This is a genomic window from Maribacter sp. BPC-D8 (genome assembly GCF_035207705.1).
Classification (GTDB): domain Bacteria; phylum Bacteroidota; class Bacteroidia; order Flavobacteriales; family Flavobacteriaceae; genus Maribacter.
Map to the genome: position 1 here is coordinate 4,490,414 of NZ_CP128187.1, position 26,014 is coordinate 4,516,427.

20 protein-coding genes are annotated in these 26,014 nt (G+C 33.7%); 18 read left to right on the forward strand and 2 right to left on the reverse strand.

The features are described from left to right. Nucleotides 1-62 precede the first annotated feature (62 nt). The 16 genes from QSV08_RS19610 to QSV08_RS19685 all read left to right on the forward strand — a co-directional run bounded on the left by QSV08_RS19610 (nucleotide 63) and on the right by QSV08_RS19685 (nucleotide 20,763). The gene (locus QSV08_RS19610) at nucleotides 63-1,322 is read left to right on the forward strand and encodes a hypothetical protein (protein ID WP_324025388.1); all 1,260 of its coding nucleotides are present in this window, start codon (nucleotides 63-65) and stop codon (nucleotides 1,320-1,322) included. Further along, the gene (locus QSV08_RS19615; RefSeq protein ID WP_324025389.1) at nucleotides 1,319-2,539 is read left to right on the forward strand and encodes an Nramp family divalent metal transporter; all 1,221 of its coding nucleotides are present in this window, start codon (nucleotides 1,319-1,321) and stop codon (nucleotides 2,537-2,539) included. Before QSV08_RS19610 ends, QSV08_RS19615 begins: the two co-directional genes overlap by 4 nt. A 42-nt stretch (nucleotides 2,540-2,581) precedes the next feature. Then, nucleotides 2,582-3,622 carry an NAD-dependent epimerase/dehydratase family protein gene (locus QSV08_RS19620; protein WP_324025390.1) on the forward strand — a complete coding sequence of 347 codons (1,041 nt, stop codon included), beginning with the start codon at nucleotides 2,582-2,584 and terminating at the stop codon, nucleotides 3,620-3,622. Nucleotides 3,623-3,747: 125 nt separating this feature from the next. Continuing rightward, entirely contained in the window at nucleotides 3,748-4,815 is a 1,068-nt protein-coding gene (locus tag QSV08_RS19625) for a dihydrodipicolinate synthase family protein (protein WP_324025391.1), read from the forward strand. Between the two features lie 9 nt (nucleotides 4,816-4,824). Continuing rightward, the gene (locus QSV08_RS19630; protein ID WP_324025392.1) at nucleotides 4,825-5,688 is read left to right on the forward strand and encodes a GNAT family N-acetyltransferase; all 864 of its coding nucleotides are present in this window, start codon (nucleotides 4,825-4,827) and stop codon (nucleotides 5,686-5,688) included. Between the two features lie 55 nt (nucleotides 5,689-5,743). Further along, on the forward strand, nucleotides 5,744-7,360 hold the full coding sequence (locus QSV08_RS19635) for a PQQ-dependent sugar dehydrogenase (protein WP_324025393.1): 1,617 nt from the start codon (nucleotides 5,744-5,746) through the stop codon (nucleotides 7,358-7,360). 57 nt (nucleotides 7,361-7,417) lie between these two features. Then, nucleotides 7,418-8,830: a Gfo/Idh/MocA family protein gene (locus tag QSV08_RS19640; protein ID WP_324025394.1), complete on the forward strand. Its 1,413-nt coding sequence runs from the start codon at nucleotides 7,418-7,420 to the stop codon at nucleotides 8,828-8,830. A 45-nt stretch (nucleotides 8,831-8,875) separates the two neighbouring features. Beyond that, nucleotides 8,876-10,003, forward strand: a complete 1,128-nt coding sequence (locus QSV08_RS19645; RefSeq protein ID WP_324025395.1) for a M20 family metallopeptidase — start codon at nucleotides 8,876-8,878, stop codon at nucleotides 10,001-10,003. A 70-nt stretch (nucleotides 10,004-10,073) separates the two neighbouring features. Continuing rightward, entirely contained in the window at nucleotides 10,074-11,744 is a 1,671-nt protein-coding gene (locus QSV08_RS19650) for a right-handed parallel beta-helix repeat-containing protein (protein WP_324025396.1), read from the forward strand. A gap of 40 nt (nucleotides 11,745-11,784) precedes the next feature. Then, the gene (locus QSV08_RS19655) at nucleotides 11,785-12,813 is read left to right on the forward strand and encodes a carbon-nitrogen hydrolase family protein (protein ID WP_324025397.1); all 1,029 of its coding nucleotides are present in this window, start codon (nucleotides 11,785-11,787) and stop codon (nucleotides 12,811-12,813) included. Nucleotides 12,814-12,855: 42 nt separating this feature from the next. Continuing rightward, nucleotides 12,856-13,698: a tetratricopeptide repeat protein gene (locus QSV08_RS19660; protein ID WP_324025398.1), complete on the forward strand. Its 843-nt coding sequence runs from the start codon at nucleotides 12,856-12,858 to the stop codon at nucleotides 13,696-13,698. Between the two features lie 5 nt (nucleotides 13,699-13,703). After that, on the forward strand, nucleotides 13,704-15,350 hold the full coding sequence (locus QSV08_RS19665) for a metallophosphoesterase (protein ID WP_324025399.1): 1,647 nt from the start codon (nucleotides 13,704-13,706) through the stop codon (nucleotides 15,348-15,350). Between the two features lie 47 nt (nucleotides 15,351-15,397). After that, complete coding sequence (locus QSV08_RS19670) at nucleotides 15,398-17,284, forward strand: cytochrome-c peroxidase (protein ID WP_324025400.1); 1,887 nt, start codon at nucleotides 15,398-15,400, stop codon at nucleotides 17,282-17,284. A gap of 135 nt (nucleotides 17,285-17,419) precedes the next feature. After that, nucleotides 17,420-19,180: an SGNH/GDSL hydrolase family protein gene (locus QSV08_RS19675; RefSeq protein WP_324025401.1), complete on the forward strand. Its 1,761-nt coding sequence runs from the start codon at nucleotides 17,420-17,422 to the stop codon at nucleotides 19,178-19,180. Between the two features lie 202 nt (nucleotides 19,181-19,382). Next, the gene (locus tag QSV08_RS19680; protein ID WP_324025402.1) at nucleotides 19,383-20,450 is read left to right on the forward strand and encodes a phosphotransferase enzyme family protein; all 1,068 of its coding nucleotides are present in this window, start codon (nucleotides 19,383-19,385) and stop codon (nucleotides 20,448-20,450) included. 94 nt (nucleotides 20,451-20,544) lie between these two features. Further along, nucleotides 20,545-20,763: a hypothetical protein gene (locus QSV08_RS19685; protein WP_324025403.1), complete on the forward strand. Its 219-nt coding sequence runs from the start codon at nucleotides 20,545-20,547 to the stop codon at nucleotides 20,761-20,763. A 44-nt stretch (nucleotides 20,764-20,807) separates the two neighbouring features. Here the strand turns inward: QSV08_RS19685 and QSV08_RS19690 are convergent, their stop codons facing one another. Together QSV08_RS19690 and QSV08_RS19695 are read right to left on the reverse strand one after the other, a co-directional pair. After that, nucleotides 20,808-22,079 carry a type II toxin-antitoxin system HipA family toxin gene (locus QSV08_RS19690; protein WP_324025404.1) on the reverse strand — a complete coding sequence of 424 codons (1,272 nt, stop codon included), beginning with the start codon at nucleotides 22,077-22,079 and terminating at the stop codon, nucleotides 20,808-20,810. Beyond that, the gene (locus tag QSV08_RS19695) at nucleotides 22,072-22,398 is read right to left on the reverse strand and encodes a helix-turn-helix domain-containing protein (RefSeq protein WP_324025405.1); all 327 of its coding nucleotides are present in this window, start codon (nucleotides 22,396-22,398) and stop codon (nucleotides 22,072-22,074) included. The genes QSV08_RS19690 and QSV08_RS19695 overlap by 8 nt, the downstream gene beginning before the upstream one ends. 1,019 nt (nucleotides 22,399-23,417) lie before the next feature. On the opposite strand from QSV08_RS19695, the gene QSV08_RS19700 reads away from it, so the two are divergent. Next, nucleotides 23,418-24,314, forward strand: coding sequence for an AraC family transcriptional regulator (locus QSV08_RS19700; protein WP_324025406.1), 897 nt, complete (start codon nucleotides 23,418-23,420; stop codon nucleotides 24,312-24,314). A gap of 196 nt (nucleotides 24,315-24,510) precedes the next feature. Beyond that, a complete protein-coding gene (locus QSV08_RS19705) occupies nucleotides 24,511-25,821 on the forward strand; it encodes a GntP family permease (RefSeq protein WP_324025407.1) in 1,311 nt (436 codons plus the stop codon). The last annotated feature ends 193 nt before the right edge of the window (nucleotides 25,822-26,014 follow it).

A 26,014-nucleotide genomic window follows, 5' to 3' on the forward strand; every position in this document is an offset into this window, starting at 1 on the left:
GGGATATTAACAGAAGAGATTAATGAAATTTAGTTAGGCTTTAAATAATAAGACACAAAGAAATGAAATCGAGAATTATTTTTTTAAGTACCTGTGGTTACATTTTAATTGGAGCTCTACTATTAATATTTTTTTCTTGTAAAGATGAAGGTGTTATAGGCACTTTGACCATTACCGAGCCAATAGGTGTAGCTCGTGGTTTAGAATATATAGAGGTAAAGATACCTGTAGATACACATCAACTTAAGAATAAAGCTATTTACTTAATAGACAAGAATGATGGTAGTACAGTAAAAGGTCAGATTTTAAATGAGTCAGAAGTATTGCTAGACTCAAATCATGTTAGATGTTTATTTCCTATTAAAATTCAATCAAATGAAATAAATAGGTATCAGGTGGTTATTGAAAAAGATGAAGAAATTTCTACCGATTTAAAAACAGAAGGGGAATGGTTGAACCTTTTTGTTGAAAATGAATTTTACAGGGCAGACTTAACATCAAAAAGATCTTCAAAAAATATACCCTTAGCCCCAGGGCAAATTACTTCTATTTCTTTAAAAGAATTTGACGGAATAAAATTAGAACGACCAGATATTAAAATGCATTGGTCTCCTAGTTTTCAAAAGAAAAATCAAGACTATAAAACAATGGCACATTTACATGAATTTGATTCAATTCATATAGATAAAGGACCTTATGTTATTTCGATATATCGTTCAGGAAAAGTCAAAGGTTATGAAGAAATTCAACTTAAGGGAGAATATAAGTTTTATGCAGGTCAACCATTCTTTCGTTTTTCTTCAGAAATGACAATGATTGATAGTTTAACAGTAACCATGTTGAGAAATGACGAAATGACAATGAACAAGTTCTTTACACATGCATTTACCCCGCTTAAGGATGGAAAAGTAAAGACGGTCATATTGTATGATAAACCTCCGTTAATTTCTCATTATACGGTTAAAGAACTTCGTAAGCATCCAATTGATGCAAATGCGAATTGGTTTGGTTTTTATAATGACAGTACTAATTATGGGTTTGGAAGCCTTCGAATTCGATTTGATTATAAAAATTTAGATGGTGCTATGTCACCAATGACCGATGCTCAAACTAAAATATCATACTCTTATAATGAGGGGCGATACTGGGACAGGAGGTTTGTAGATAGTGGCGAATTAAAAGTACCAAAAGGTAGTAGATACTTTGAAGACAATGTGTATTCAGTTTTTAAAGTTGATAGAGAGAACCCATCCAAAGAAATACAGAAGCTTTACAAACAATTATCTAACCCTGTATATGTACAATACCAACCATCTAAATGAAATCTAAAATACAAAATTTCTTCAAAGCCTTAGGTCCTGGGTTTATTATAGCAGCAGTAGTTCTGGGTCCTGGTAGTATTACGGTTTCTTCTCAAATTGGGGCTACGCATGGTTATTCGTTATTATGGGTAATAGCGTTAGGAGCAATTTCTATGAGTGTTTATACTACAATGAGTGTACGTTATGGTGTTTTACATGAGAAATCTCTGTTGACTACGATTGCTGAAAAATATGGAAAATGGTTCTCAGTAGCCATTGGGGTATGTTCATTTTTAGCAGCAATGAGTTTTCAGTTTGGTAATAATCTAGGGGTCGGTATGGGTATGAAGACGCTAACCGGAATTAATGAAACTATTTGGCCCTTAATATTTACGCCTTTGGCAATTGTGCTAGTATTTTTTACAAAAAACTTATATAAAGCACTTGAGCAAATAATGATGTTTATGGTGGTCATTTTAATTTTAGCGTTCATCATCAACCTTATTTTCATAAAACCAGATTTAGAAGCTGCCGCTATGGGCTTTATACCAAGAGCAGTTTCTAGTAATGATTTTAATGAAATAGCGGCTCTGGTGGGGACAACTTTTGTATTACATAATGCCTTTTTTCAAGCATACCTTGTACAAGGTAAAGGTTGGAAGTTAGCAGATATGCATAAAAGTATAAGAGATACTAAAATTGGGGTGTTTCTACTTGCTTTAATATCGACACTTGTAGTGGTTACAGCAGCTGCAACATTAAAACCTAAGGGAATATCAGTGAACTCTGCAGCAGATATGGCTATTCAATTAGAAATGTTACTAGGCAGTTTTGCTAAATATATATTTGGTTTTGGTTTTATGGCTGCAGCATTTTCTTCGCTTGTGGTCAATTCGGTTACTGGTGGTGGGTTATTGGCAGATAGCATGGGCTTAGGTAGTTCAATGAACGAAAAGATGCCTAAAGTATTTACGGCTATAATATTATTGGCAGGTATGATCATTGCCGTCTTTTTTAGTGGTAATGTAATATATGCATTAATAATGGCTCAAGCGTCTTCTATACTTGGGGTGCCACTTATTGCTATAGGTCTGTTTTTGGTTCTTAATAGCAAGTCTATAATGGGCAAGTATAAGAACAGTATGCTACAAAACATTATGGCGGTTATTGGTTTTATTCTAATTAGTGCTCTTGTCTATTTTATGTACGGAAAACTTATTGGGTATTTAACAATGTAATGGGCTGTAAAATTTAAATGAAATAATTAATAATAAAGAACGATGAAAAAGACATATCCAGAGGTTTTTAAGAATGAAGAAGAATTGGAAGAAGCCATATCTAGACCAACGCTATCTGTAGTAAATATGATGAAAGAACTTAAAGGAGATATTATCTTCTTAGGTGTTTCTGGAAAAATGGGTATTTCTATGGCTCATATGGCTAAAAGAGCCTGTGACTTGGCAGGTGTTACGAAGAGGATAATTGGCGTTTCTCGTTTTAGTCAAGCAACGAATAAAGATTATTTAGAATCTCTTGGTATTGAAACAATCGCTGGTAACCTTGTTAATCAAGATTTTATAAAAAGCCTACCAGATGTTGAAAATGTAATTTACTTGGCAGGTACAAAATTTGGTACACAGGGTAACGAACCTTACACGTGGGTTATGAATTCTTTTATTCCAGGGTTAGTGGTTGAGCAGTATAAGAAATCGCGTATCGTAGCACTTTCTACAGGCTGTGTTTATCCTTTGGTAGATGTTAATTCTGGAGGTTCTTTAGAATCAGATCAAGCACTACCGGTTGGTGAATATGCACAATCATGTTTAGGTAGAGAGCGCTTGTTTCAATACGGAAGTATGGAAAACAAGACTCCAATTTCATTAATCAGGCTTAATTATGCTGTTGAAATGAGGTATGGGGTTTTAGTAGATATAGCCTTGAAAGTTAAGAATAATAAACCTGTAGATGTTACTATGGGGTATGCCAATGTGATCTGGCAAGGCGATGCTAATGCTTTTGTATTACGGTCATTGTTAATGTGTGAGAGTCCTGCTAAAATACTGAATATTACAGGGCTGGAAACAATATCGGTAAAAGATGTAGCTACTAAATTTGGACAGCTTATGGATAAAGAAGTGGTTGTTACAGGAGAGGAAGATGATGTAGCACTTCTTTCAAATTCGTCATTAATTGCAAAAGAAATGGGTGGTCCAGAAGTTTCTATCGATGAGGTTATTCAATGGACAGCTGATTGGGTAAATACAGAAAAGTCAGTTCATGGAAAGCCCACACATTTTGAAGTCAAAGACGGAAAGTATTAAAACGTCTCAAGGACTTTTTAATAGAGTCTATCAGAGTAAGTAGTTATAGAACAGATTTCAAAAAAAGCATACAGATTGCTAATACCGCTGAGTCAAAAAACGGTAAAAAATTTTAAAGAGTACATATGAGCATAAATAAATTATCTCCAAAAGCGAAAGAATTACTTCATGAGGGTACCGTAATTCCAGCACATCCTTTGGCATTAAATCAAGATAGAAAGTTAGACGAAAAAAGGCAAAGAGCTTTATCAAGATACTATTTAGATGCAGGCGTTGGAGGTTTGGCAGTAGGCGTTCATACGACCCAATTTGAAATAAGAAAACCAGATGTAAATCTTTTTAAACCAGTATTAGAATTGGCTAAAGAAGAAATGGATAGCTATACATCGAAAACAAATAGAACCATTCTTCGTATTGCTGGCGTAATGGGTGATACCAATCAAGCGATACAAGAAGCTCAGCTAGCGTCAGATTTAGGGTATCAAGCTGTTTTGTTAAGTCTTGCTTCATTACCACATGCATCTAATAAAGATTTATTGAATCACTGTAGAGAGGTATCTAAAGTGATACCCATAATAGGTTTTTATATGCAAACTGCTGTGGGTGGGCGTTATTTAGATTTTGATTTTTGGCTAGAGTTTGCACAAATTGAAAACGTCGTTGCAATTAAGATGGCTCCTTTTAATAGATATCAAACTTTTGATGTAGTTCGTGCTGTTGTGGAGTCTGGTCGGGCAGATCAAATAGCATTATATACGGGTAATGATGATAATATTTTGGTTGATCTAATGACTGAATTTGAAGTACAATCAAATGGTGTAGTCATAAAGAAAAGAATTGTAGGTGGCTTATTAGGGCATTGGTCAGTTTGGGCAAAAGAGGCTGTAATTCTTTTAGAAAATATCAAGAAAGGAACTTATTCTACAGACTCGATTAAAATGTTAAGCATGGCAGCTAAAATTACAGATAGTAATGCTGCGTTTTTTGATGCTGCAAATAATTTCAAAGGCTGTATTGTGGGTTTGCATGAAGTATTAAGAAGACAAGGGCTTTTAGAAGGTACCTGGACCTTGAATGAAAATGATTATTTAGACCCCTTACAAAAAGCAGAAATAGATAGAATTTATAAGGCTTACCCTGAACTTAATGATGATGATTTTATAGCAGAGAATCTAGAGGGTTGGCTTAAATAAAAAGTAGATATGGAAATTGTACCAAAAAATATTTTAGTCAGACAAATGGTTGCCAAAGATATACCAGGAGCAATGAAATTGGTTCTTGCAGAAAATTGGAATCAAACCCAGGTAGATTGGCAAATGTTTTTAGAACTGAATTCTAATTTATGTCTTGTAGCAACATACAATAATGCAATAATTGGTACGGTAACAGCCATAAATTATAAAAATGATGTTGCGTGGATAGGGATGATGCTAGTATCTAAAGCCTTTCGAGGATTGGGAGTTAGTAAGAATCTATTGAATACGATTATTGAAAAATTAGAAGGTTGTAAATCGATAAAATTAGATGCGACTGCGGCAGGTATTCCAGTGTATAAAAAATTAGGATTTCAAGAAGAATTGGAAATTGACCGAATGATAATTACCGATTTTGGTACAACTATAAATAATAGGAGTAGAGATACTGTTAGGGCTATATCAGAAAATGATATGGAAGAGTTGTCTAAACTTGATTTAAATTTTTTTGGAGCCAACAGAATTGAGTTATTCAATTTTTTAAAGAAAAAAAATAAAGCATGGTGTCTTATTAGAAATGAGTGTATCGTAGGGTATGTTTTCTTAAGACCCGGCAGCAATTATTTTCAACTAGGTCCACTTATGGCAGAAACCGTAGATGATGCTTTAAACCTCATTGAGATTATTCTTGAACATAACATCGGTCAATCTATAGTAATCGATGTTTTGCATGATCAGTTCAAGTTCAAAGAGCGATTAGCTGGTTTAGGGTTCTCTTTTCAAAGGTCATTTGTAAGAATGTATTTGAAAGATAATTCTTTTGCAGGTTTGGTAAATAAGCAATTTTTAATTGCGGGCCCAGAGGTGGGGTAGGTAGTTGGTCATTTTGTAGAGACTATCATAGTCACTTAATATTAAAAAGAAAAGAATGAATTTAAAACGAAATATAATTGTAAGAGCTTTAAATACTTGTGTTTTGTTGGTGATAGTATTGAATTTTTCCTGTGCCGATACTAATAAAAAATCAAGTGAAAACACATCTTATCAAAAGTATTTATTTAAAAAAACTTTAGAGACTTCTGAATTGGCCGTTTCTGTTGTCGCTTCAAATTTGGAGTATCCTTGGGATCTTTGCTGGGGTGGGGAGGATAGTAATATTTTGTGGTTTACAGAAATAAAAGGGACAGTTAACCAATTGAATACGGAAACTGGAGAAATAAAAACGCTATTACAGGTAGATGATGTTTTAGTTAAGAAATCTTATGGTCTTTTAGGTTTTGCTGTACATCCAAATATGGACCTTCATCCTTATGTTTTCTTGCATTATACCTATTCTAAAAATGATGAGATATGGTCTAAATTGGTTAGATATACTTATAAAGATGGAAAGTTAGAAACCCCTATAATATTGTTGGAAGATATACCTGGAAGAAGCTATCATAACGGAAGTAGAATTGTGATTTCTCCAGATGATAAAGTTTTCTTGTGCCTTGGTGATGCCGGAAAGAAAAGACTAGCTCAGAATACGAATGTGATATCAGGCAAAATATTGAGATTAAATCTTGATGGTTCCATACCTGCCGATAATCCTATAAAAGATAGTCCTGTTTATTCTAGAGGTCACAGAAATGTGCAAGGCTTGGTGATGGCCAATAATATATTATATAGTTCAGAGCATGGCGAAGCTAATGATGATGAATTGAATATTATAAAAGCAAATGGCAATTACGGTTGGCCAGATGTTACAGGCTACTGTAATGAACCTTATGAAATTGCATACTGTAAAGATTCTACAATAGTAGAGCCTATAAAAGAATGGACACCAACCATTGCACCTTCAGGTATCGCTTATTTTGGTTCAAGCACAATTCCTGAGTGGACTAACAGTATTCTGGTGGGTTCTCTAAAAGGTACAAGCTTAAGAGTTTTAAATCTTTCTTCGGACGGAACAAAAGTAGAAGGGGAGAGCGTAGCTTTCAATAGACAGTTTGGTAGAATTAGAGATGTTATAGTAGCGCCTAATGGCGATATATATTTATGTACTAGTAATAAAGACTGGCACCCAAAAGCCAATCCTGAATTTTATAGTGATGCAAAATTACCAATGATAAATGATGATCGTATAATTAGAATTCGACAGGCAAGTGACGATTTAAGGAGCAGTTTGGTAGAGATGACAGAGAAACAGACGCCTGTTGATAATGATGCTATGGCCAATGGTATTGCAGGTGCGGGTATGGCTGTTTATCAAAAATATTGTGCCTCTTGTCATAAAGCCGATGGTTCTGGCAGCGATGGTTTTTTTCCTCCATTATCGAAAACAGAAGGTGTTGGCGATAAAGAGAGATTCATGAAAAGTGTAATTGAGGGGATGTCTGGTAAGTTGGTAGTTCAAGGAAAAACATATAACCAAGATATGCCCAGTTTTAAATTCCTTACAGATAAAGAGTTGGCAGATGTGCTTAGTTATGTAAGGGCGTCATTTGGTAACGGTCACCCAAGTATTACTGAAGATGAAGTTGTAAAGTATAAAGCAGCACTTTAAAATTAGCAAATACCAGGCTATTTAGAAATATAATATTTAATAGAAAAAACATAAATCATGAGTTCGAATAGAAGAAATTTTATAAAAAAAACATCGATTGCAGGTATGGGTTTGGCATCTGCCTCGGTATGGTCAAATTCAATTCTTGGTAGCAGTATTAATAGTATACCGGCATCAAAACCAGGAGCCATTTATATGGGCGGTTTTTCAGCACCAAAATTAGATACAGTTAGATGTGCGTTTATAGGTGTAGGTGATCGAGGAGCGGGACACGTTGAGCAAATTTCCGCTATTGAAGGAACAGAGGTTGTTGCAATCAGCGACTTATATGAAGATTTAGCAGAAAGATCTGCGAAGGCTTGTATAGAGAACGGTGCAGGAACCCGACATAAGGATATTACTTTATATACCGATGGTGAAAACGATTGGAAAAAAATGCTAAAAAAAGAAAAGCCAGATGCTGTTTTTGTTTGTACTCCATGGTCTTTACATGCACCGATGGCGATTGAAGCTATGAAAAGCGGAGCACACGTTTTTGTGGAAGTTCCCCTTGCTTTGACTATAGAAGAAATGTGGGAGATAGTTGATACTTCTGAGAAAACCCAGAAGCATTGTATGATGATGGAAAATGTCAATTATAATAGAGAAGAATTACTCTATTTGAATATGTGTAGAAAGGGTGTTATTGGCGAATTACTTCATGGGGAGGCTGCCTATATACATGAATTAAGATTTCAGATGAACGATGTAGAACGTGGCACTGGTTCTTGGCGAACATATGAATATGCAAATCGCGATGGTAACCTTTATCCAACACATGGTTTAGGTCCGGTTGCTCAATACATGAATTTGGCAAGGGGAGAAGATAACTTCAAATTTATAAACTCATTTTCTTCTCCAGGAAAAGGAAGGAATTTGTATGCTGCTAAAAACTTTCCGCCTGACCATAAGTGGAACCAATTAGATTTTAAGGGTGGTGATATAAATACATCTATCGTTAAAACGCATTTAGGTAGAACAATTATGGTTCAGTGGGACGAAACTAGCCCTAGACCTTATACTAGACATAACCTGATTCAAGGAACAAAAGGTACTTTGACTGGTTTTCCAACTCGTGTTGCACTAGAAGGTGGCGTTGAGGGAGGTCCTGAAAATCACCATGAATATGCAGAAGGAGAGCAATTACAAAAGATATTTGAAAAGTATGAGCATCCATTGTACCTACGTTTAGGAGATTTAGCTAAGAAAATGGGAGGACATGGCGGCATGGACTTTATAATGAGATACCGCATTATTGAGTGTTTAAGAAATGGAGAGCCTTTAGATCAAAACGTATATGAAGGTTGTTATTGGAGTTCAGTTGGCGCATTAAGTGAAGCTTCTGTTGCACAAAATGGTGCCCCACAAGAGTTTCCTGATTTTACAAGAGGAAATTGGAAAACAACCAAGCCATTAGACATCATCAGTTAGGTCTAATGATTTAATCAATATTAATAATTTAAAAGATTTCAAATTATGATTAACGTATTGGATCTTACAAAAAGACTCATTGCTATGGATACGGTTAACCCGCCGGGTAACGAGTATTATGCGGCTAAATATGTGGGTGGATTATTGGAGGAAAATGGGTTTGATGTCGAATACGTGCCTTTTGAAGGTAAACGAATACATGTTATTGCAGGAAAAGGATTTTCTGAAACTGATTTACCAATAGTTTTTACTGGGCATTTTGATACTGTTCCTTTAGGTGCTGAAAAATGGTCAGTAGATCCGTTTGGTGGAGAAGAGAAAAATGGAAAATTATATGGTAGAGGATCAAGTGATATGAAGAGTGGAGTTGCGGCTATGGTTATAGCTGCAATAAACGCTTTTTCATTAGGGTCTCCTGAAGGTGGCGTGAGGTTGGTATTAACAGCAGGTGAAGAATTAGGGTGTCAAGGCGCTAAAGATTTAATAAAAACATATCCAAGACTTGGTAAGGCAAGTGGTATTGTTGTTGGCGAACCAACTGCTAATATTCCTGCAATTGGTCATAAAGGCGGACTTTATCTTAATCTTTCATTTTCTGGGGTTACAGCTCATTCTTCTATGCCACATTTAGGCGAAAATGCAATTTATAAAGCAGCTAAGGCTATTTCAAAGATTGAGAAATTTGATTTTGACGTTGAAGAAGATGATTTACTTGGTTTGCCGACCGTGAATGTAGGGAAGGTTTTTGGTGGACAAAACATTAATTCGGTACCAGATTATGCTGAGTTCACGATAGATGCTAGAACTACAACTAAGGTAGCTCATGATAAGCTTTTAGCTAAAATTCAAAATGAACTGGGAGAGGAAGTGTCGATTGAAACCTTAACAGATCTAATTGCAGTTTCTACTGAAGAAAAAGACCCTTTTGTTCAAAGGGTGTACAATGCTTGTGGTATTTCAGAGAATACTCCCGGTTATCCTAAAGCATTGCCATATCTCACCGACGGTTCAGTGCTACAAGGTGCGTATGGAGGTATTCCAACGGTTATTTTAGGTCCGGGTCAGCCAGAAATGGCTCATCAAACAGATGAATTTTGTTATGTAGATAAGATAGAAAAAGTGGTAGAGATCTATACCAATATACTTTTAAAGAAAAACGCTATTACTGAATAAACATATTTTTCTTTTGATGATATCATCAAAGAGCGATGTCTTGTTTAATTAAGCATTATTTAAAAAATAAATGAAAAATTCCTATTTACTGTTTCTGTTTTTTGCGCTAATAAGCAGCATGCATTCGTATGCACAGATAATTTATGTTGATACATTATTACCAACTGACTGTAATGGTAATTATTCTATTTCTAATCGTGCCTGTAATGGTACAGATGGTGATGCTTATAAAACATTGAAATCGGCTGTGAATGCTGCCATGGCAGGTACTCAGGTGTTAATTAGGGAGGGTGTATTTAAAGAACAGCTTAGTCCTCAATCCTCTGGGGAGAAAAACAATTATATTGTATTTAAAAATTATGGAAACGAAATAGTTGAGTTTACTGGGGCTAAGTTAGCTCCCGCTATTTCGATTGACCAAAAGGAATATATTACTATAGACGGATTAAAATTTAAAGATTGCCCTCAATTTATGTCCATAAAAGCGGCTTCACATATTAATATTGAAAACTGTGAATTTGAAAACAGTACAATGTGGGAATCTTGTCAGCTAAAAGATATGGGCGATTACTTTCTTTTTAGAAATAATATCTTAAAAAATGGTACTGATCTACTTTCTATACAAGGGGGTAGTTTTCATTTAATTGAAGGTAATACTTTTGATACGGCATCACATACATGTTTAGTTTTTATGGGGGTGCATGATTCTGCAATTCGAAATAACTCATTAATTAATCCTAATCAAAAGTTACTTGAAATATTTGCTACTCGTGATAGAGAGTGGTCTGCCCCATATCGTAAAAGCGAACATATTCTTATTGAAAATAATCTGTTCGGACCTAATTCACATAGAGAAGGGCATTACAATGGTAAAGAGCCACCAGCAAGTTGGGGTGTACAATTTGCAGGGGTAAAGTGTATTATGAGAAATAATATTTTCGCAGGTTGTGAAGGTGGTATGGATATTTGTGGATATGGTAAAGTTGGCGGTGGCGATGATTCTCCAGAAGCTGCTTTCAATTACAGCAATCGTTTTTACAATAATACCGTCTATTCCAATGGTGGAAAAGGTCGCTATGGCAGTGGACCAGGAGTTAAGGTGTCACACAACTTACACACTGAATTTTACGATAATATCTTCATGAACAATATATTCTATGCAAATAGAATATTTAAAGATGCACATACAAAAAGAGATGTGCCAAGTGTTCAAGTTGCTTTTAGTTCCTCTAGCAATCCAAGCGAAACCCGTTTTTATAATAATAATATAACAGCTCAGAGTAATAAAGATGAAGAGGTGTTTTTTATAGGAAAGGAAGATAAAGGGTTTACTTTAAATGCATTTGAACAAACATATCCAGATTATATTCAAAATAATATTCAAGGAAATCCGCTATTTAAAGTTGAAAATCCCAACCTAAAACATATTGAGAAAGACGATTATAGATTATCAGAAGATAGTACTTGTATAGATGCAGGTGCATTTTTGACCTATGCAATAGGTGCTGGTGATTCAAGCATTGTTTTGAAAGTAAAGGATCCTTATTTCTTTACTGACGGCTTTAGTATTGTTGAGGGCGATATCATTCGTGTCGGGGATAATGAAGTTCAGATAAAAAGTATTGATTATGATACGGGTTATATGACTTTAATGAAAGCGATACAATGGAAAGATAGAGCCCCGGTAAGTTTATTATATAAAGGTAATGCACCTGATATAGGAGCAATAGAAAGTTATTAATTCGGTAAACATGATTTCTTAACATCTTCAAATAAAGCATATGGAACGACGAAATTTTATAAGAAACTCAGCACTTGGTTTAGGTGCAGGCATTACACTTGCTCCTTCGGCAGCAATAGCTTCTAATAGTAAAGAAAATTTGTTGCCTGTAAAGTTGCCAAGAGAAGTGTGGATAGCTACCCTTACTTTAACAAAGATTGATGCAGTTAATCATGATGATATGGTTGACGAGGTACTAGGTCATATGGCAGATATTGTCAATTATAATCCAGATATAATATGTCTTCCTGAAGTTTTTCCATTTTTCCATATTTCAGAAAAGAAATTAATAGCTGAAGTTGCAGAAGAACCGTTGGGGAAAATAACTAGTAAGTTTTCTGAATTTGCCAAGAAGCATAATACGTATATAATTTGCCCACTTTATACTACTGAGAATGGTAAGTATTATAATGCTGCTGTTGTTATTGATAGAAATGGAGAAATAGTAGGAGAATACCGAAAAACACATACTACCGAGGGAGAGATGGGTAAAGGAATTACACCAGGGCCAATTGACCCACCAGTATTTAAAACTGATTTCGGAACAATTGGTGTGCAAATTTGTTTTGACCTTGAATGGAATGATGGATGGGAGAAATTAAAGGAAAAAGGAGCTGAGATTGTATTTTTCTGCTCCGCATATTCTGGTGGAAAAGCAATTAATACAAGAGCTTGGCAAAACAAATATTGTGTTGTGTCTAGTACAATTAATGGTACGGCTAAAATATGTGATGTAACTGGTGATGAAGTTGCAAAAACAGGATTCTGGGACAAGTATTGGGCAATTGCACCATTAAATCTAGATAAAGCATTTTTACACACATGGCCATATACGCGAAAGTTCAAAGCTATTCATGCTAAATATGGTAGAAAAGTAAAGATTACTAATTACGATGAAGAAGAATGGTCAATAATTGAAAGCCTATCTCCTGATATTATGGTTGCAGATATACTAGAAGAATTTGAGCTTAAAACGTATAAGCAACACATTAAAAGTGCTACAGATATGCAAAAGAAATTAAGAGCTTAATAGTTTTATAAGACACAAGTAATTTAAAATATTTCATAAACAATGATTTTAAAACCAGCAACGCATAGAGCACTACTTATAATCACGTTTCTTTTTATATCTGTTCAAGTTTTTTCTCATGGAGATTTAACTAAACGAATAAATCAGAAAACAAAAGAGATCGCAGAAAGTCCTAATGACTTTAAGTTATACTACGAAAGAGGTTTTTTATATCAACAACACGTTGAATTGAATAAGGCAATGGAAGATTATCTTAAATCTACATCTTTAGGCAATACAGATAAAGTCTTAATGTATAGAATAGCTGAGGTTAATTATTTATCCGAAGACTATAAGAATGCCTTATCGAATATAACAAAGTACTTAGAAGTAGATAGTGTAGATGTAAAAGCTAAAAAGCTTGAAGCTCAAATATTATTCAAGTTAGTAGCGTATAAAGAATCTATAGCCGCTTACCATTTTGTTATGAATACTATGGTTGATATTCGACCAGAAGACATCTTGGAATATACTAGTATTATACTGGCAGATAATAATAAGAATTTCTCAAAGGCAATTGATATTATAGATTTCGGATTAGCAAAAGTTGGTGCAAATACATTATCCCTTCAGCTTAAAAAATTAGAATACTTAAAAGATTCAAATCAAGTAGAAAAAACAATAGAACAATACAATTATTTTATTCTTGAGTATCAGAGAAAAGAGTTTTGGTATTATAAAAAAGCAGCGTATTTAGCTTCAATTAATAAACAAGAAGATGCGAACATAGCTTTAAAATTAGCTATTGTTACTATTGAGCAATTGGAAACGAAATTTAAAAACATGGATTCAATTTTAGAATTAAAACAACACATAAAAAGCTTAGAAAGCACTATTAATAATTAGAAATTATGATGAAGAAAATCACCCAAATAGTAATGATGCTTTTTACTGTGTATTCATTTTCGCAAACGGAAATAGTCGAGACTGCAATTGTTGATTCTATAAATAGCACATCATCTATAGTTGTGGAAAGGGGACCGTATTTACAAAGCGGAACACCTACGAGTGTAATTGTAAAATGGAGAACAAATATTGCAACAGAGTCTGTAGTTAATTACGGTACAGAATTAATTACATTGTCGATGACTGAAAACGATACTGCTTTAAATACTGATCATCAAGTGACTTTATCTGGTTTGGCTTCGAACACGAAGTACTATTTTAATATTGGTAATAAAGGAGGAGTTTTATCTCAAGATCTTACAGGAGATATGTATGTGATAACGGCACCAGTTAATGGTACAAAACAATTTGTACGTGCATGGATCTTAGGTGATCCCGGTACAGCAAATAATAGTCAAAGAGAAGTGCGAGATGCCTATTATGATTATGTAGCCAATGCTCCAATAAACACAGGTAAAACTGATATGATGTTGTTTTTGGGTGATAACGCTTATAACACGGGTAAAGATGCAGAATATCAAAATGCCTTTTTTGATGTTTATGGTGATATGTTCAAAAAGTCTGTAGCATGGTCATGCTTAGGAAACCATGACGGTCAATCAGCAGATTCAGCTACACAATCCGGTCCTTATTATGATATTTTCACTTTTCCAACAGAAGGGGAAGCTGGGGGTACAGCCTCAGGTACAGAAGCGTATTATTCTTTTGACTATGCCAACATTCATTTCATCATATTAGATTCTCACCATTCTAGTCGTGAAGTTGGTGGTGCTATGTACAATTGGGCACTAACAGATATTCAAAACACTAAGCATGATTGGATTGTAACGTTATTTCATCATCCAGCATATTCTAAGGGGTCTCATGATTCTGATGAGGATCATAGACCTATAGAAATGAGAGAAAATTTTATGCCAATGTTAGAGGCTAATGGGGTTGATTTAGTTTTAAATGGTCATAGTCATTCTTACGAGCGCTCTTATTTTTTAAACGGACACCAAGGTTTTGCAAATACTTTTAATTCTGATGAAATTTCTAAAGGTGGGCATACCGTTGGTTCAACAGGTCATGGAGATGGAAAAGCGGACAGCAATGGGGCATATGAAAAAAGTAAAGATGCGACGGAAGGTGCTGTTTATATAACTACGGGTTCTGCAGGTCAAATATCAGGTGGAGACTTAAATCACCAAGCCATGTATATATCCTTAAATCAACTAGGATCTTGTGTTATGGAAGTAGAAGATGATGGTAAAGGTGGGCAAAATTTGATTGTAAAGTTTATTAGAGAAAATAATGAGATCGATGATTATTTTACGATAAACAAAACAGGAATTGCAACACCAAATTTTAATGAAAATCAATCAGATCAAGAAAGTAACATACTTACGTATATAGCAGATAGTAAGTTAATTACTATTACTGTAAATAAGAAAGAACGTTTAAAGAAGGTGAAATTCTATAATAGCATTGGCGAATTGGTTAGCAAAAGTAGAAGAGACACCATTAATGTAAGTGAAATGGCAAAAGGCTTATATGTTGTTGAGGTTATTACTAATAAAAAGACATATACAGAATCTGTTACTATTAAGTAATCTTCTAATTATGCTATTGTAGAGCGAATTAATATCTCTAGTCGAAAATGAAAAAGGGATGTATTTTATTAGGGTCAGTATTTATCTGCTTTTTTATCTGGTCAGGTAAAAAGGTAGAGTATACTATATCTAATACTATTCCAGAAAAAGTGGAGAAAGTATATGCAACCAATTTTCAAAGTTTTAAAAACGAAGTAGAAGTATTAGCAAGCCTAGCCGATAATTCAATATTTGGAGATGAGTTACAATTGCAAAGGCAAGTTGAAAAAACGAGACTAGCTTATAAAAAAATTGAATTTATTTTTGATTATTACCAATCGGCATATAACGGAGCTTATATTAATGGAGCACCTTTACCTAAAATAAGTGAATATTTTGAAGGAGGAAATATTATTGAACCTTCAGGTTTGCAGGCTTTAGATGAAGCTGTCTTTGAAGAAGCCTCTAAAGAGCAATTACAACGCATAAAAGTATTGGCAGCAGGGTTAAGAACACATGTAGATTATGTTTCAAAAATACATTTCCCCCTTCAATTAAAGTCCAGCCAAATTATTGAAAGTATCAGATCAGGATTGGTACGAATTTTCACTTTAGGTATCACAGGTTTTGATACACCAGGATCTGTAAGTGGAATACAAGAAAGTTATGTAAGTCTTCGGAGTATGAAAAATGCATTCATGTATTTTGAAGCAGATATCAATCCTAAGGCCAAGAGTAAATTCATTACTATCAAAAAACTCTTTGAGAAAGGAGAAAGTTTATTAAGCTCTGATACAAGTTTTAATGATTTTGATAGAATGGTATTTTTAAAAGAAGTAATAAATCCTTTGTATGCTGGGTTATTAGAGTTTCAGAATTTAAATGGTATTAAACTAGAACCTTATAGAAAGCATGCGCAAGACTATCAATCAAAAAACATTTTCGATGTCAATTTTTTGAGCACTAACTTTTATTCAGAATTAGTATATCTACCATTAGACAACCCTAAGACGATTGAATTAGGAAAGTTGTTGTTTGAAGATGCGCAGTTATCCAAGAATAATACAATGTCTTGTTTAAGCTGCCATAATCCAAATCTGGGTTTTACTGATGGGCTACCTAAAAGTGTATCAAATAAAGAAGGTTTTTTTACGGCAAGAAATTCGCCAACTGTAATAAATGCAGGATACGCTACACGATATTTTTGGGATATGCGTGAGTTTAACTTAGAAAAGCAAGTAACGCACGTTATTGATGATAATTTAGAGTTTAATACCAATTTTGATACAATAATTAGGAAGTTGAATAAAAATTCTAATTATCAAAAACTGTTTAAAGCAGCTTACGGCGGCATTGTAAAAAATGATATTAATGAGCGTTCAATAAGCAATGCTATTGCGGCTTATGTTAATTCTTTAAAATCATTTAATAGCAAGTTCGATAAATATGTGCGAAATGAAATCGATGATTATGATTACCCAGAGAGTGCTAAAAGAGGTTTTAATTTATTCATGGGCAAAGGGGCTTGTGGTAGTTGTCATTTTGCACCAATTTTTAATGGTAGTGTACCTCCATTTTACGTAGAATCCGAATCGGAAGTTTTAGGAATCATAAAAGGTTTCGATTCTATAAATCCAAAATTAGATGAAGATTTAGGTAGAATGAATAATGGCTTAAAAGGAGATAATTATCCTTTTTTTAAAAATTCTTTTAAAACTGTTTCTATAAGGAACGTAGAATTAACAGCGCCTTATATGCATAATGGTTTATTTCTTTCATTGGAAGATGTTTTAGAATTTTATAACCTTGGTGGAGGTGCCGGAATGGGATTACCAGTTGAAAACCAAACATTATCTGATGCCCCTCTAAACCTGTCAAAGCAAGAAATTAAAGATATTATTGCCTTTATGGAGTCACTAACAGATATTACTGAGTTTGAGACTGACACTAATTAGATGAATCATCTAACTATTGCTAGTAATAGAATATGAATTTAGAACACCTATTTCAAATTATAATACCATAAAAACAGGAGTCTTTACCTACTGAAAATTAATTGATTAAATAGTCTAAAAAATTAAAGTGAAACTATGAGAAAAGCTAACCTATTATTGATTTTTCTATTCGTTGTGAATATTTCTTTATCTCAAGATGAAAGTAAAATACAATGGTGGAACCCTGTAAATAGTGAGGTTCCTGTAATTGAAGGTAAAAGTTGGTCAAATGAAGGGAAATCTATTTACCATAGATTTCCAAAGAAAGCAGAAGTTACTGTAAGAGAAGATGTTTGGAACTTATCAAAACAGTCAGCGGGGTTATCTATACGGTTTTGGTCAAATGCAGACAGTATTAAGATTAAGTATAAGCTAAAAGGATCTATTTCAATGAATCATATGCCGGCAACCGGCGTAAGCGGATTAGACATGTACAGTAAAACATATGATGGTGAATGGCTTCGTTGTACAGGTTCATATACCATTAATGCAGAAAGCGATTACTCATTTAAAATCGATGAAAAATCTGATTCTTATAAAAAGTACGGAAGAGAATACCAGCTGTTTTTACCATTATATAACGAAATAGAAACGTTAGAGATTGGTGTGGTAGAAACATCTTTTTTTAATGCGCTACCCATACGAAATGAGAAACCTATAGTAGCTTATGGCACTTCTATTTGTCAAGGGGCATGCGCTTCTCGACCAGGAATGGCTTGGACTAGTATTTTAGAGCGAAAACTGGAAAGACCGGTTATTAACCTTGGTTTTTCTGGAAACGGAATGTTAGAGCCCGAAGTAATCGATTTAATGACAGAGGTTGATGCAAAATTGTACATCTTAGATTGCTTGCCGAATTTACATCCAGATGAAGATGATATTTATTCGCTAACTATTGCTGCGGTTAAAAAACTAAAAACGAAAAGACCATTGGTGCCTATAATCCTTACATCTCATATAGGTTTTGCAGATGAATTAACTAATGAAAAACGGACTGGTTTAATTTTAAAGCTTAATAATGAATTCGAAAAAGCTTTTAATGACTTAAAATCAGACGGGTTCGAAAACATTTTTCTATTGCAAAAACATGATTTGAACTTTGATTTTGATATGTACGTTGATCATATACACCCTAATGATTATGGTATGATGCAATATGCAGATACCTATGAAAATAAAATAAGAGAAATACTAGATGAGCCAGTAGGGGAATTGAGTACTACAATAGCTAAAACACAAAGTAGAGATATTTCAGTCTATAAATGGGAAGAAAGGCATCAAGAGGTTCTTAAACTAAACAAAACGGATAAAACGAAAATATGCTTGATTGGCGATTCTATTATTAATTTTTGGGGAGGGGAACCAGAATCATCGATAGCAAGAGGACAAGGTTCTTGGAGTAGTTTGTTAGAACCTTTGGGCGTACGCAATTTCGGATTTGGTTGGGATAGAATAGAGAATGTACTCTGGAGAATATATCACGACGAGCTTGATGAATTTGATGCAGAACAAATTGTTTTAATGATTGGCACAAATAATTTAGATATTAATAGTGATATCGAGATTACTAACGGATTGAAAGCTTTGATAGAAGCTATTAAAATACGTCAACCACAAAGTGCTATTCAGTTGATAGGCATATTGCCAAGAACTGGTAAAGAAAAACGAATTGAAAGTATAAATCTTAAATTGGCAGATTTAGCAAAATCAGAATCAATTGATTTTAATATTATTGGGAATCCATTGCTAGGTAAAGATGGAAAAATAAACGAGTCGTTGTTTACAGATGGGTTACACCCCAATAGTGAAGGTTATATCATTTTAGGAAAGTCTCTTCATCAATTAATAGAGGATTAATAATAACTAGTAAAATAAGATAATAAGTCGAAGGCTAACTATTGCAATATTTGAATCTAAAAACTAATATAGATTCTTAAAATGCTTTGTGTTTCTACAAAACTACATTAATTTTCTTCGCAACGGTAATAGGTTTAAAATACCATTCTGACCTTTAAGATAATTATTGTTCAAAAAACTAAGTCAATCAAAATTTATAGATATGTTGTTAGAAAAATTAAAATTTGCATTCAGTAAATTTCAACACGATAGTGAATTTAAATCATACCAAGAATTGGCTTCAGGTCACATTAATTCTACTTATTTAATTAAGACAGAATCTAAGACAAACTTTGTTTTACAATGTATCAATGATAATGTTTTTAATGATGTGCAGGGGTTAATTTCAAATAAATTTAATATCAGCACTCACTTAAAAGAAAAACTGAAAGACTTATCGAAAGATGAATTGTATAGTAGTGTTTTAACTTTCATTGAAACTAAAGAAGGTAAGCCTTACTATATAGCGAAGGACGGGAGTTATTGGAATTTAATGAATTATATAGATGACAGTATTACTTTCGAAACTGTAGGCGATAAAGAAGTAGCATATGAAGCAGGTAAATTATTTGGAGATTTTTTGAACTTGACTAATGATTATGATGCTACTGAATTAATCGAGGTTATACCAAAATTTCATGACATGCTTTTTAGATTTTCACAATTTCAAAAAGCAATAAAGGCATCCTCTAAAGAACGACTTGCAAAATCACAAGAATGTATAGATTTCGCATTTGAGTTAAAGGAAGAGATGCATATTATTCAAAATCTTAAAGAATCTGGTAAAATAAACGTGCGAGTCACACATAACGACACTAAAATATCTAACGCATTATTTTCCAAAAACAATAAAGGACTTTGCGTTATAGATACTGATACAGTAATGCCTGGAATTGTACATTATGATTTTGGCGACGCCATTAGAACTATATGTAATACGGCTGCCGAGGATGAGACCAACTTAGATTTAGTTGAATTTAATATGGAGTATTATAAAGCTTATGAAAAAGGGTTTTTAGAGAAAATTAGGACTACGTTAACTGCATTAGAATTGCAATATTTGCCATTAGGAGCCAAAACTATGATGTTTATAATGGGACTTAGGTTTTTAACAGACTACCTAAATAACGATGTATATTATAAAATAAAGTATGCTGAACATAATTTAGATAGGGCAAAGAATCAGTTCAAACTAGTTCAAAGTTTTAGTAAAAAAATGAACCAATTATAATTAAAAATTGAGTTTATTTACACCAGATTTCTTGCTCTTAGATTATAATATCTGATATACTTTATTTTTATACAAACATTAAAGAATTATTACCATGAGTTACATAGATAAATTTGGAGCAGAAGATATAGATTACCTCTTGCACCATGATGAGGGATTAAAATGTTGGCAAACAGATTATAGATTGTTAAGAGAACGCGATGAGGAATATGATACGCTAATGTGGTTGGGTGGTATGATTGATTTTAAGAATTTATGTGAATTAGATAAGCCTAAACAATTACCGAGACAGCGCCCATTGTTTCCTCAATAATCAAGACAAAATTACTCACAGGCTTGTTATTTAAAAATAATAGTTTAACTCGTTCTAAAAGCAATTACTTTCAATTCTTGCTCAACTCTAGAGATACCATATTTTGTTGCTATACTTCTCCAACTAGCAACGGCAATCAATACCTCCTTTTTAATAGCATAAGCTTTATCTTTTGATAATCTAAAATATTCAGAGACTTCAATTGCTAATTCCAAATCTAATGAATTATCCTCATCAGAGATATTAAGTTTTAAACCGGTACCAGTTTCTACAGGGTTAATATCGTATGCTGGTGATAATGCCCATCCATTATCGGTTAGTAAGAAACCATGATTTCTTAGGTGGTCATCTGTATTTGTTACACATATACTAAATACAATTCTGCGCCACAGCTGTTCTAGGTCCTCGTCCACATTTGCACCATGGTTTTGTATAAAATCAACAAGTTCTAAGTAACTGGCGCCATCCGAATGGTCTTGACCATCCATATAGCCGAGCATAGTCATTGCCGATGCGAAATGTATTCTCTCTCCTTTAATGCCACGGTCAAATCTTTTGGTTAAAAAAGTATAGTAATTTGAAGAGAATTTTTGCGCTTTAGATTCAGCCATATGAATTCCTGCTAAAATGGCTAATTCATGTACTACGATTTCCCACCCGCCAATGTCACCTTGGTCATTTCTACTCGGAAACTTCGCTATCCAAAGTGCACCATCATTATCTACAATACTAGCTTTGGGTCTTGCTCCCCCTAATGATGCTCCGGGTGCAATTAGCATACTCAACCATTTTAAATAGTCTGGGTCATCAATAACATCGTCATCTTCTAATCGTAAACTAATTTGCTCAAGTTCTCTAAGAGATGCCCATGGCGGACTTGCCATTTTTTTATTATCGTTTAAAAATGGACCGTCTTCTTCTGCTTTAAATCTCAACGCTCCCATTCTATGTCCGTCAAAAACACCAAGAAGGTAATCGGTTTCGAATAATTTATTTTCTTCTCTATTATCCGTTCTCGCGAGAGCAGCTTCTCTTCTGCGCATTAGAATTCGTCCCCAACGGTCAGGTGAAGAATCTAGAAATATTCCAAAATTATCTTCATCGTCATTAAGATATTGTAATCCCGAATATAACTGTAAGTTGGGATCTAATAATTGTGCATGTTCACTCTGCAACCATTCAGCGGTATATTCAAAAGAAAATAGCTCCTTGCCTTTTAAGCGGTCAGAATTTAGAGTTCCCATAAGTAAAGGGTTTTTCATGCCCGACCAATGTGCGTAAACGGCTATAGCTTTCTTATTATTTTGTTTAGCCATTTTTATCTTTTCGTTTAGGAGCCCTTTCGTTGGTACTTATATTTGCATCTTGTAATTTTCTTCCTAAAACGTCATCCTTAGCAAGTGAGAGAAAATCTTTTTCTAATCCCAAAACTAGAAGAACTAATAAATAGGAGCCAATACTTACAGTCGGTGCGCCCTTTTCAATAGAGGATAAAGTTGGTCTACTAATATTTGCTCTTTCGGCTACTTGCTCAGAACTAAATTTTCTTCTCAAGCGTGCGAGCTTTATATTCTCGCCCATTTCTTCAAGAATCTTTTTAGTTTTAGGTAGAATTATCATTTTCTTTTTAGGCATAACACTAAATATATTTTACAAATATACATATTTATGTAAAATATATTTAGTGTTATAAAGTAATTCTTGTAAGTTGTACTTCAAATAAAGTATTAGTGATTGATTGCATAACTATTTAGTTCGTAATACTTCAAATAAATAACCCACTGTAGTCAGTGGTGTTTTACTTAATAAAAATAACACTTCTTGATTTATACAGTAATTAGACATAGAATCACTTAGATTTTGTGAGTTTAGCTTATCCAATTATTGCTCAATTCGTTCCAGGCGCTGATTTATGATTTCGAAAGGATTTTCCGTAGTTTAATAGATTTTAAATTTTATAAATTGATAAGATTTACATTATGAAATATAACTTAAACGCGTATTTCGCTATGCAATAATGGTTTTTGTTATATTCTGATTATCAATAAATTATATTTAAAAAAAATAATTTTAAGTTTACGGTAGATTTATTAGAAATGAATTTTTAGAGATTAAAATATAGTGTCCCTATTGATTCCACTTTTTCCGTAAAAATCCTCACTAAAGAACAGAGAGCTTTAATTGAAACAGAGAGCATTCATTTGCAGCCAAAACATTCTAAGTCTTTCAAAAATTTAGAGCATAAAAAAAGCCTCTGAAAATTCAGAGGCTTTGCCTTAGTAGCGGGGACTGGACTCGAACCAGCGACCTTCGGGTTATGAGCTCATCGTTTGGAAAAATTCCAACGGTTTTATTGGGCTCAACCGCTATCAAATTATTAAATCGTATGCAAAAACGTATGCAGTTTTAGTTTTCTGATTATTAATTAATATAAACAAAAATGTTGAAATTCTGCTTTATTAATGATTTATATAAATAGAAAGCACTCAAAATTAATAATAAATCAATTAAACATATGATATAGCAATAAATTATCTTAAATATATAATTTTGATAAAAATTAAGTGAATTTATTGTTATATATTTAATTTCAGAACTCCGATTTCTTCTGAGTTGTAATTTTTTTGACCTCTCAAATAATAGAACCAGGCATTATGAAACTAACCTATAAACAAACCGATAGAAAGCCTGAAAATTCATTTTTAGCACGGCAAGACACGATACCTTGTATTGAGCAAGATTGGCATTTTCATCCAGAGATAGAACTTATCTATTTTTTGAAAAGTACTGGTACGCGTTATGTTGGTAATTCTATTGGTAATTTTGAGGAAGGAGAACTTTATTTAATAGGTAGTAATGTGCCACATTTGTTCAGAAACCATCGTGAGTATTATGATGGTTTAGACGAAAATAATTTAGCAGATTTAATTGTAGTAAAATTTGAACGAGATTTTTTAGGAGAGACTTTTAAAGAATTGCCCGAAGCAAAAAGAATACAAACACTTTTTGACAATGCAAATAGAGGTTTAATATTTTCTAAAGCAGCAACCTATTTAGTGCATACTCATATGATGGGTCTTGTTAGGGGTCAGGGTCTTTCTCGAATCGTTGGTCTATTGAAAATATTAGATATTTTATCGGTAAGTGAGAATTTTAGTTTTCTATGTTCCAATGGTTTTGACAATTCATACAAGAAAAGTGAGAAAGAGCGAATGGCTAAAATAATCTCATACCTCAATGAGAATTTTGAAAATAAGATTGAATTGGAGACCGTTGCATCTATTGCTCATATGGCACCAAACGCCTTCTGTAGATATTTTAAGAAACGAACACAAAAGTCTTTTGTACAGTTTTTAAATGAAATTAGAATTGGGCACGCTTGCAAATTATTAATAGAAGGTAAACTACAGATTACTACAATTTGCTATCAATCAGGTTTCAATACCGTTACAAATTTCAATCGTCAATTCAAGGCATTAATGAATATGACTCCAACTGAATATATGGAGCCTTATATTTCAAATCAGCAGGTAGAGCTCGAAGATGCCTAACTGGTTATGGTATTAGATATTTTGATGTTTTGGTGCTATGAAATTTGCAATCCGAATTTAGTTACATAGATGTTAATATAGTGTTTGTGATGGGTAATCATGAAACTATAGTTAAACTTCGATTCAGTTAAGTTTGTACTGAGAATGGGATTGATTGCATGGTAATTAAATCAACTTCTCTATTGAATTAAAGATTATGACCGCTCTTTTTATTTTAATTTCCTGTATAATATTACTAATTGTAGGTGTAACTGTATTTAAGGTACATCCTATACCTGCGCTATTAATTGCGGGTTTAATTTTAGGTTTGGCAACTGGTAATTCGGTCGAAATAGTAACCGAAAGTCTTTTAAGTGGTTTTGGTAATACCTTAAAATGGATCGGCTTGGTGATACTATTTGGTACTTTGCTAGGTGAAATATTAGCAGAGACCGGTGGTGCAGATGTAATTGCCGAAAGCATCATAAAGATTTTTGGAATACATCGTTTGCCTTTAGGTATGGCGGTTATTGGTTTTTTGGTAGGTATTCCGGTTTTTATGGATGTTGCCTATTTAACTTTATTGCCAACCATGGTGGCGCTTTCAAAGAGGTCTGGTCAATCTATTTTAGTCTTAGGTCTATCACTTGCAATGAGTTTAACGGTAGCACACGCACTTATTCCTCCAACTCCTGGTCCTTTAGCGGTAGCTGCACTTTTAGAAATCAATATTGGTGATATGATACCATTTAATGTTATGGTAGCATTGGTTGCGGTTATTGGAGGATTAATATGGATTAAGCTAAATGCAAAGAGATTAAATATGCCTAGTTCAAACTCACTTGAACAAGATGCCGAAATTATAGATAAGAAAGAATTAGGTGGGTATAAGCGAATATTACCCTTTGCATCATTGCTTGTTCCTTTAGTTTTAATGTCGGTGGGGAATATGTTTCCCGCAAACAATCCGTTTATAGATTTTATTAAGAATCCGGTTTGGGCATTAATGATTGGTGTTTGCTTTGCGCTTCCATTAATCGGTAAAGTAAATTTCTCATCACGCTTAAATTCATATTTTCAGTCTGCAGGAGCCAAATGTGCTATAGTAATACTTATAACGGGTACGGGTGGTGCCTTTGGTCAAGTAATTAAAGATACCGAGATTGTCAATTCTTTATTCTCAGAAGTAGATACCGGCAGTCTTTCCGTATTAGGTATTATTATTCCTTTTTTGCTTAGTTTCTTATTCACAACAGTTACGGGTTCTATAACCGTCTCTTTAATAACTACAGCTTCTATAGCTGCACCTTTGGTAACTGGTGGAGTTTTGAATCCTGAATTAACGGCTGCTGCTATTGGAGCCGGATCTTTAGGTATCATACATGTAAACAGTAGTTTTTTCTGGCTTTTTAAAGAGGTTCATGATATTTCGGTAACCAGATTATTAAGGTCATTCAGTGCGCTATCTGGCGTTGTTGCTATTAGTGGAGGTATTATGGTTTTGGTGTTGTTTTGGGTTTTCAACTAAGAATAACATAAGTAAACACCTCAATATCTTTGAATTACATTTAAAAACTAGGGGTATTTGTTGAAATTAACAGTTTACTCCTGTAAAATTCATCAAATTGATAATATTGTGCAGTCCTAGGTTAATAATTGCATAGTGGATCTTCTTAATAACCACGTACTTTGAATTGTTAGTTTAAATAAGATAATTATAG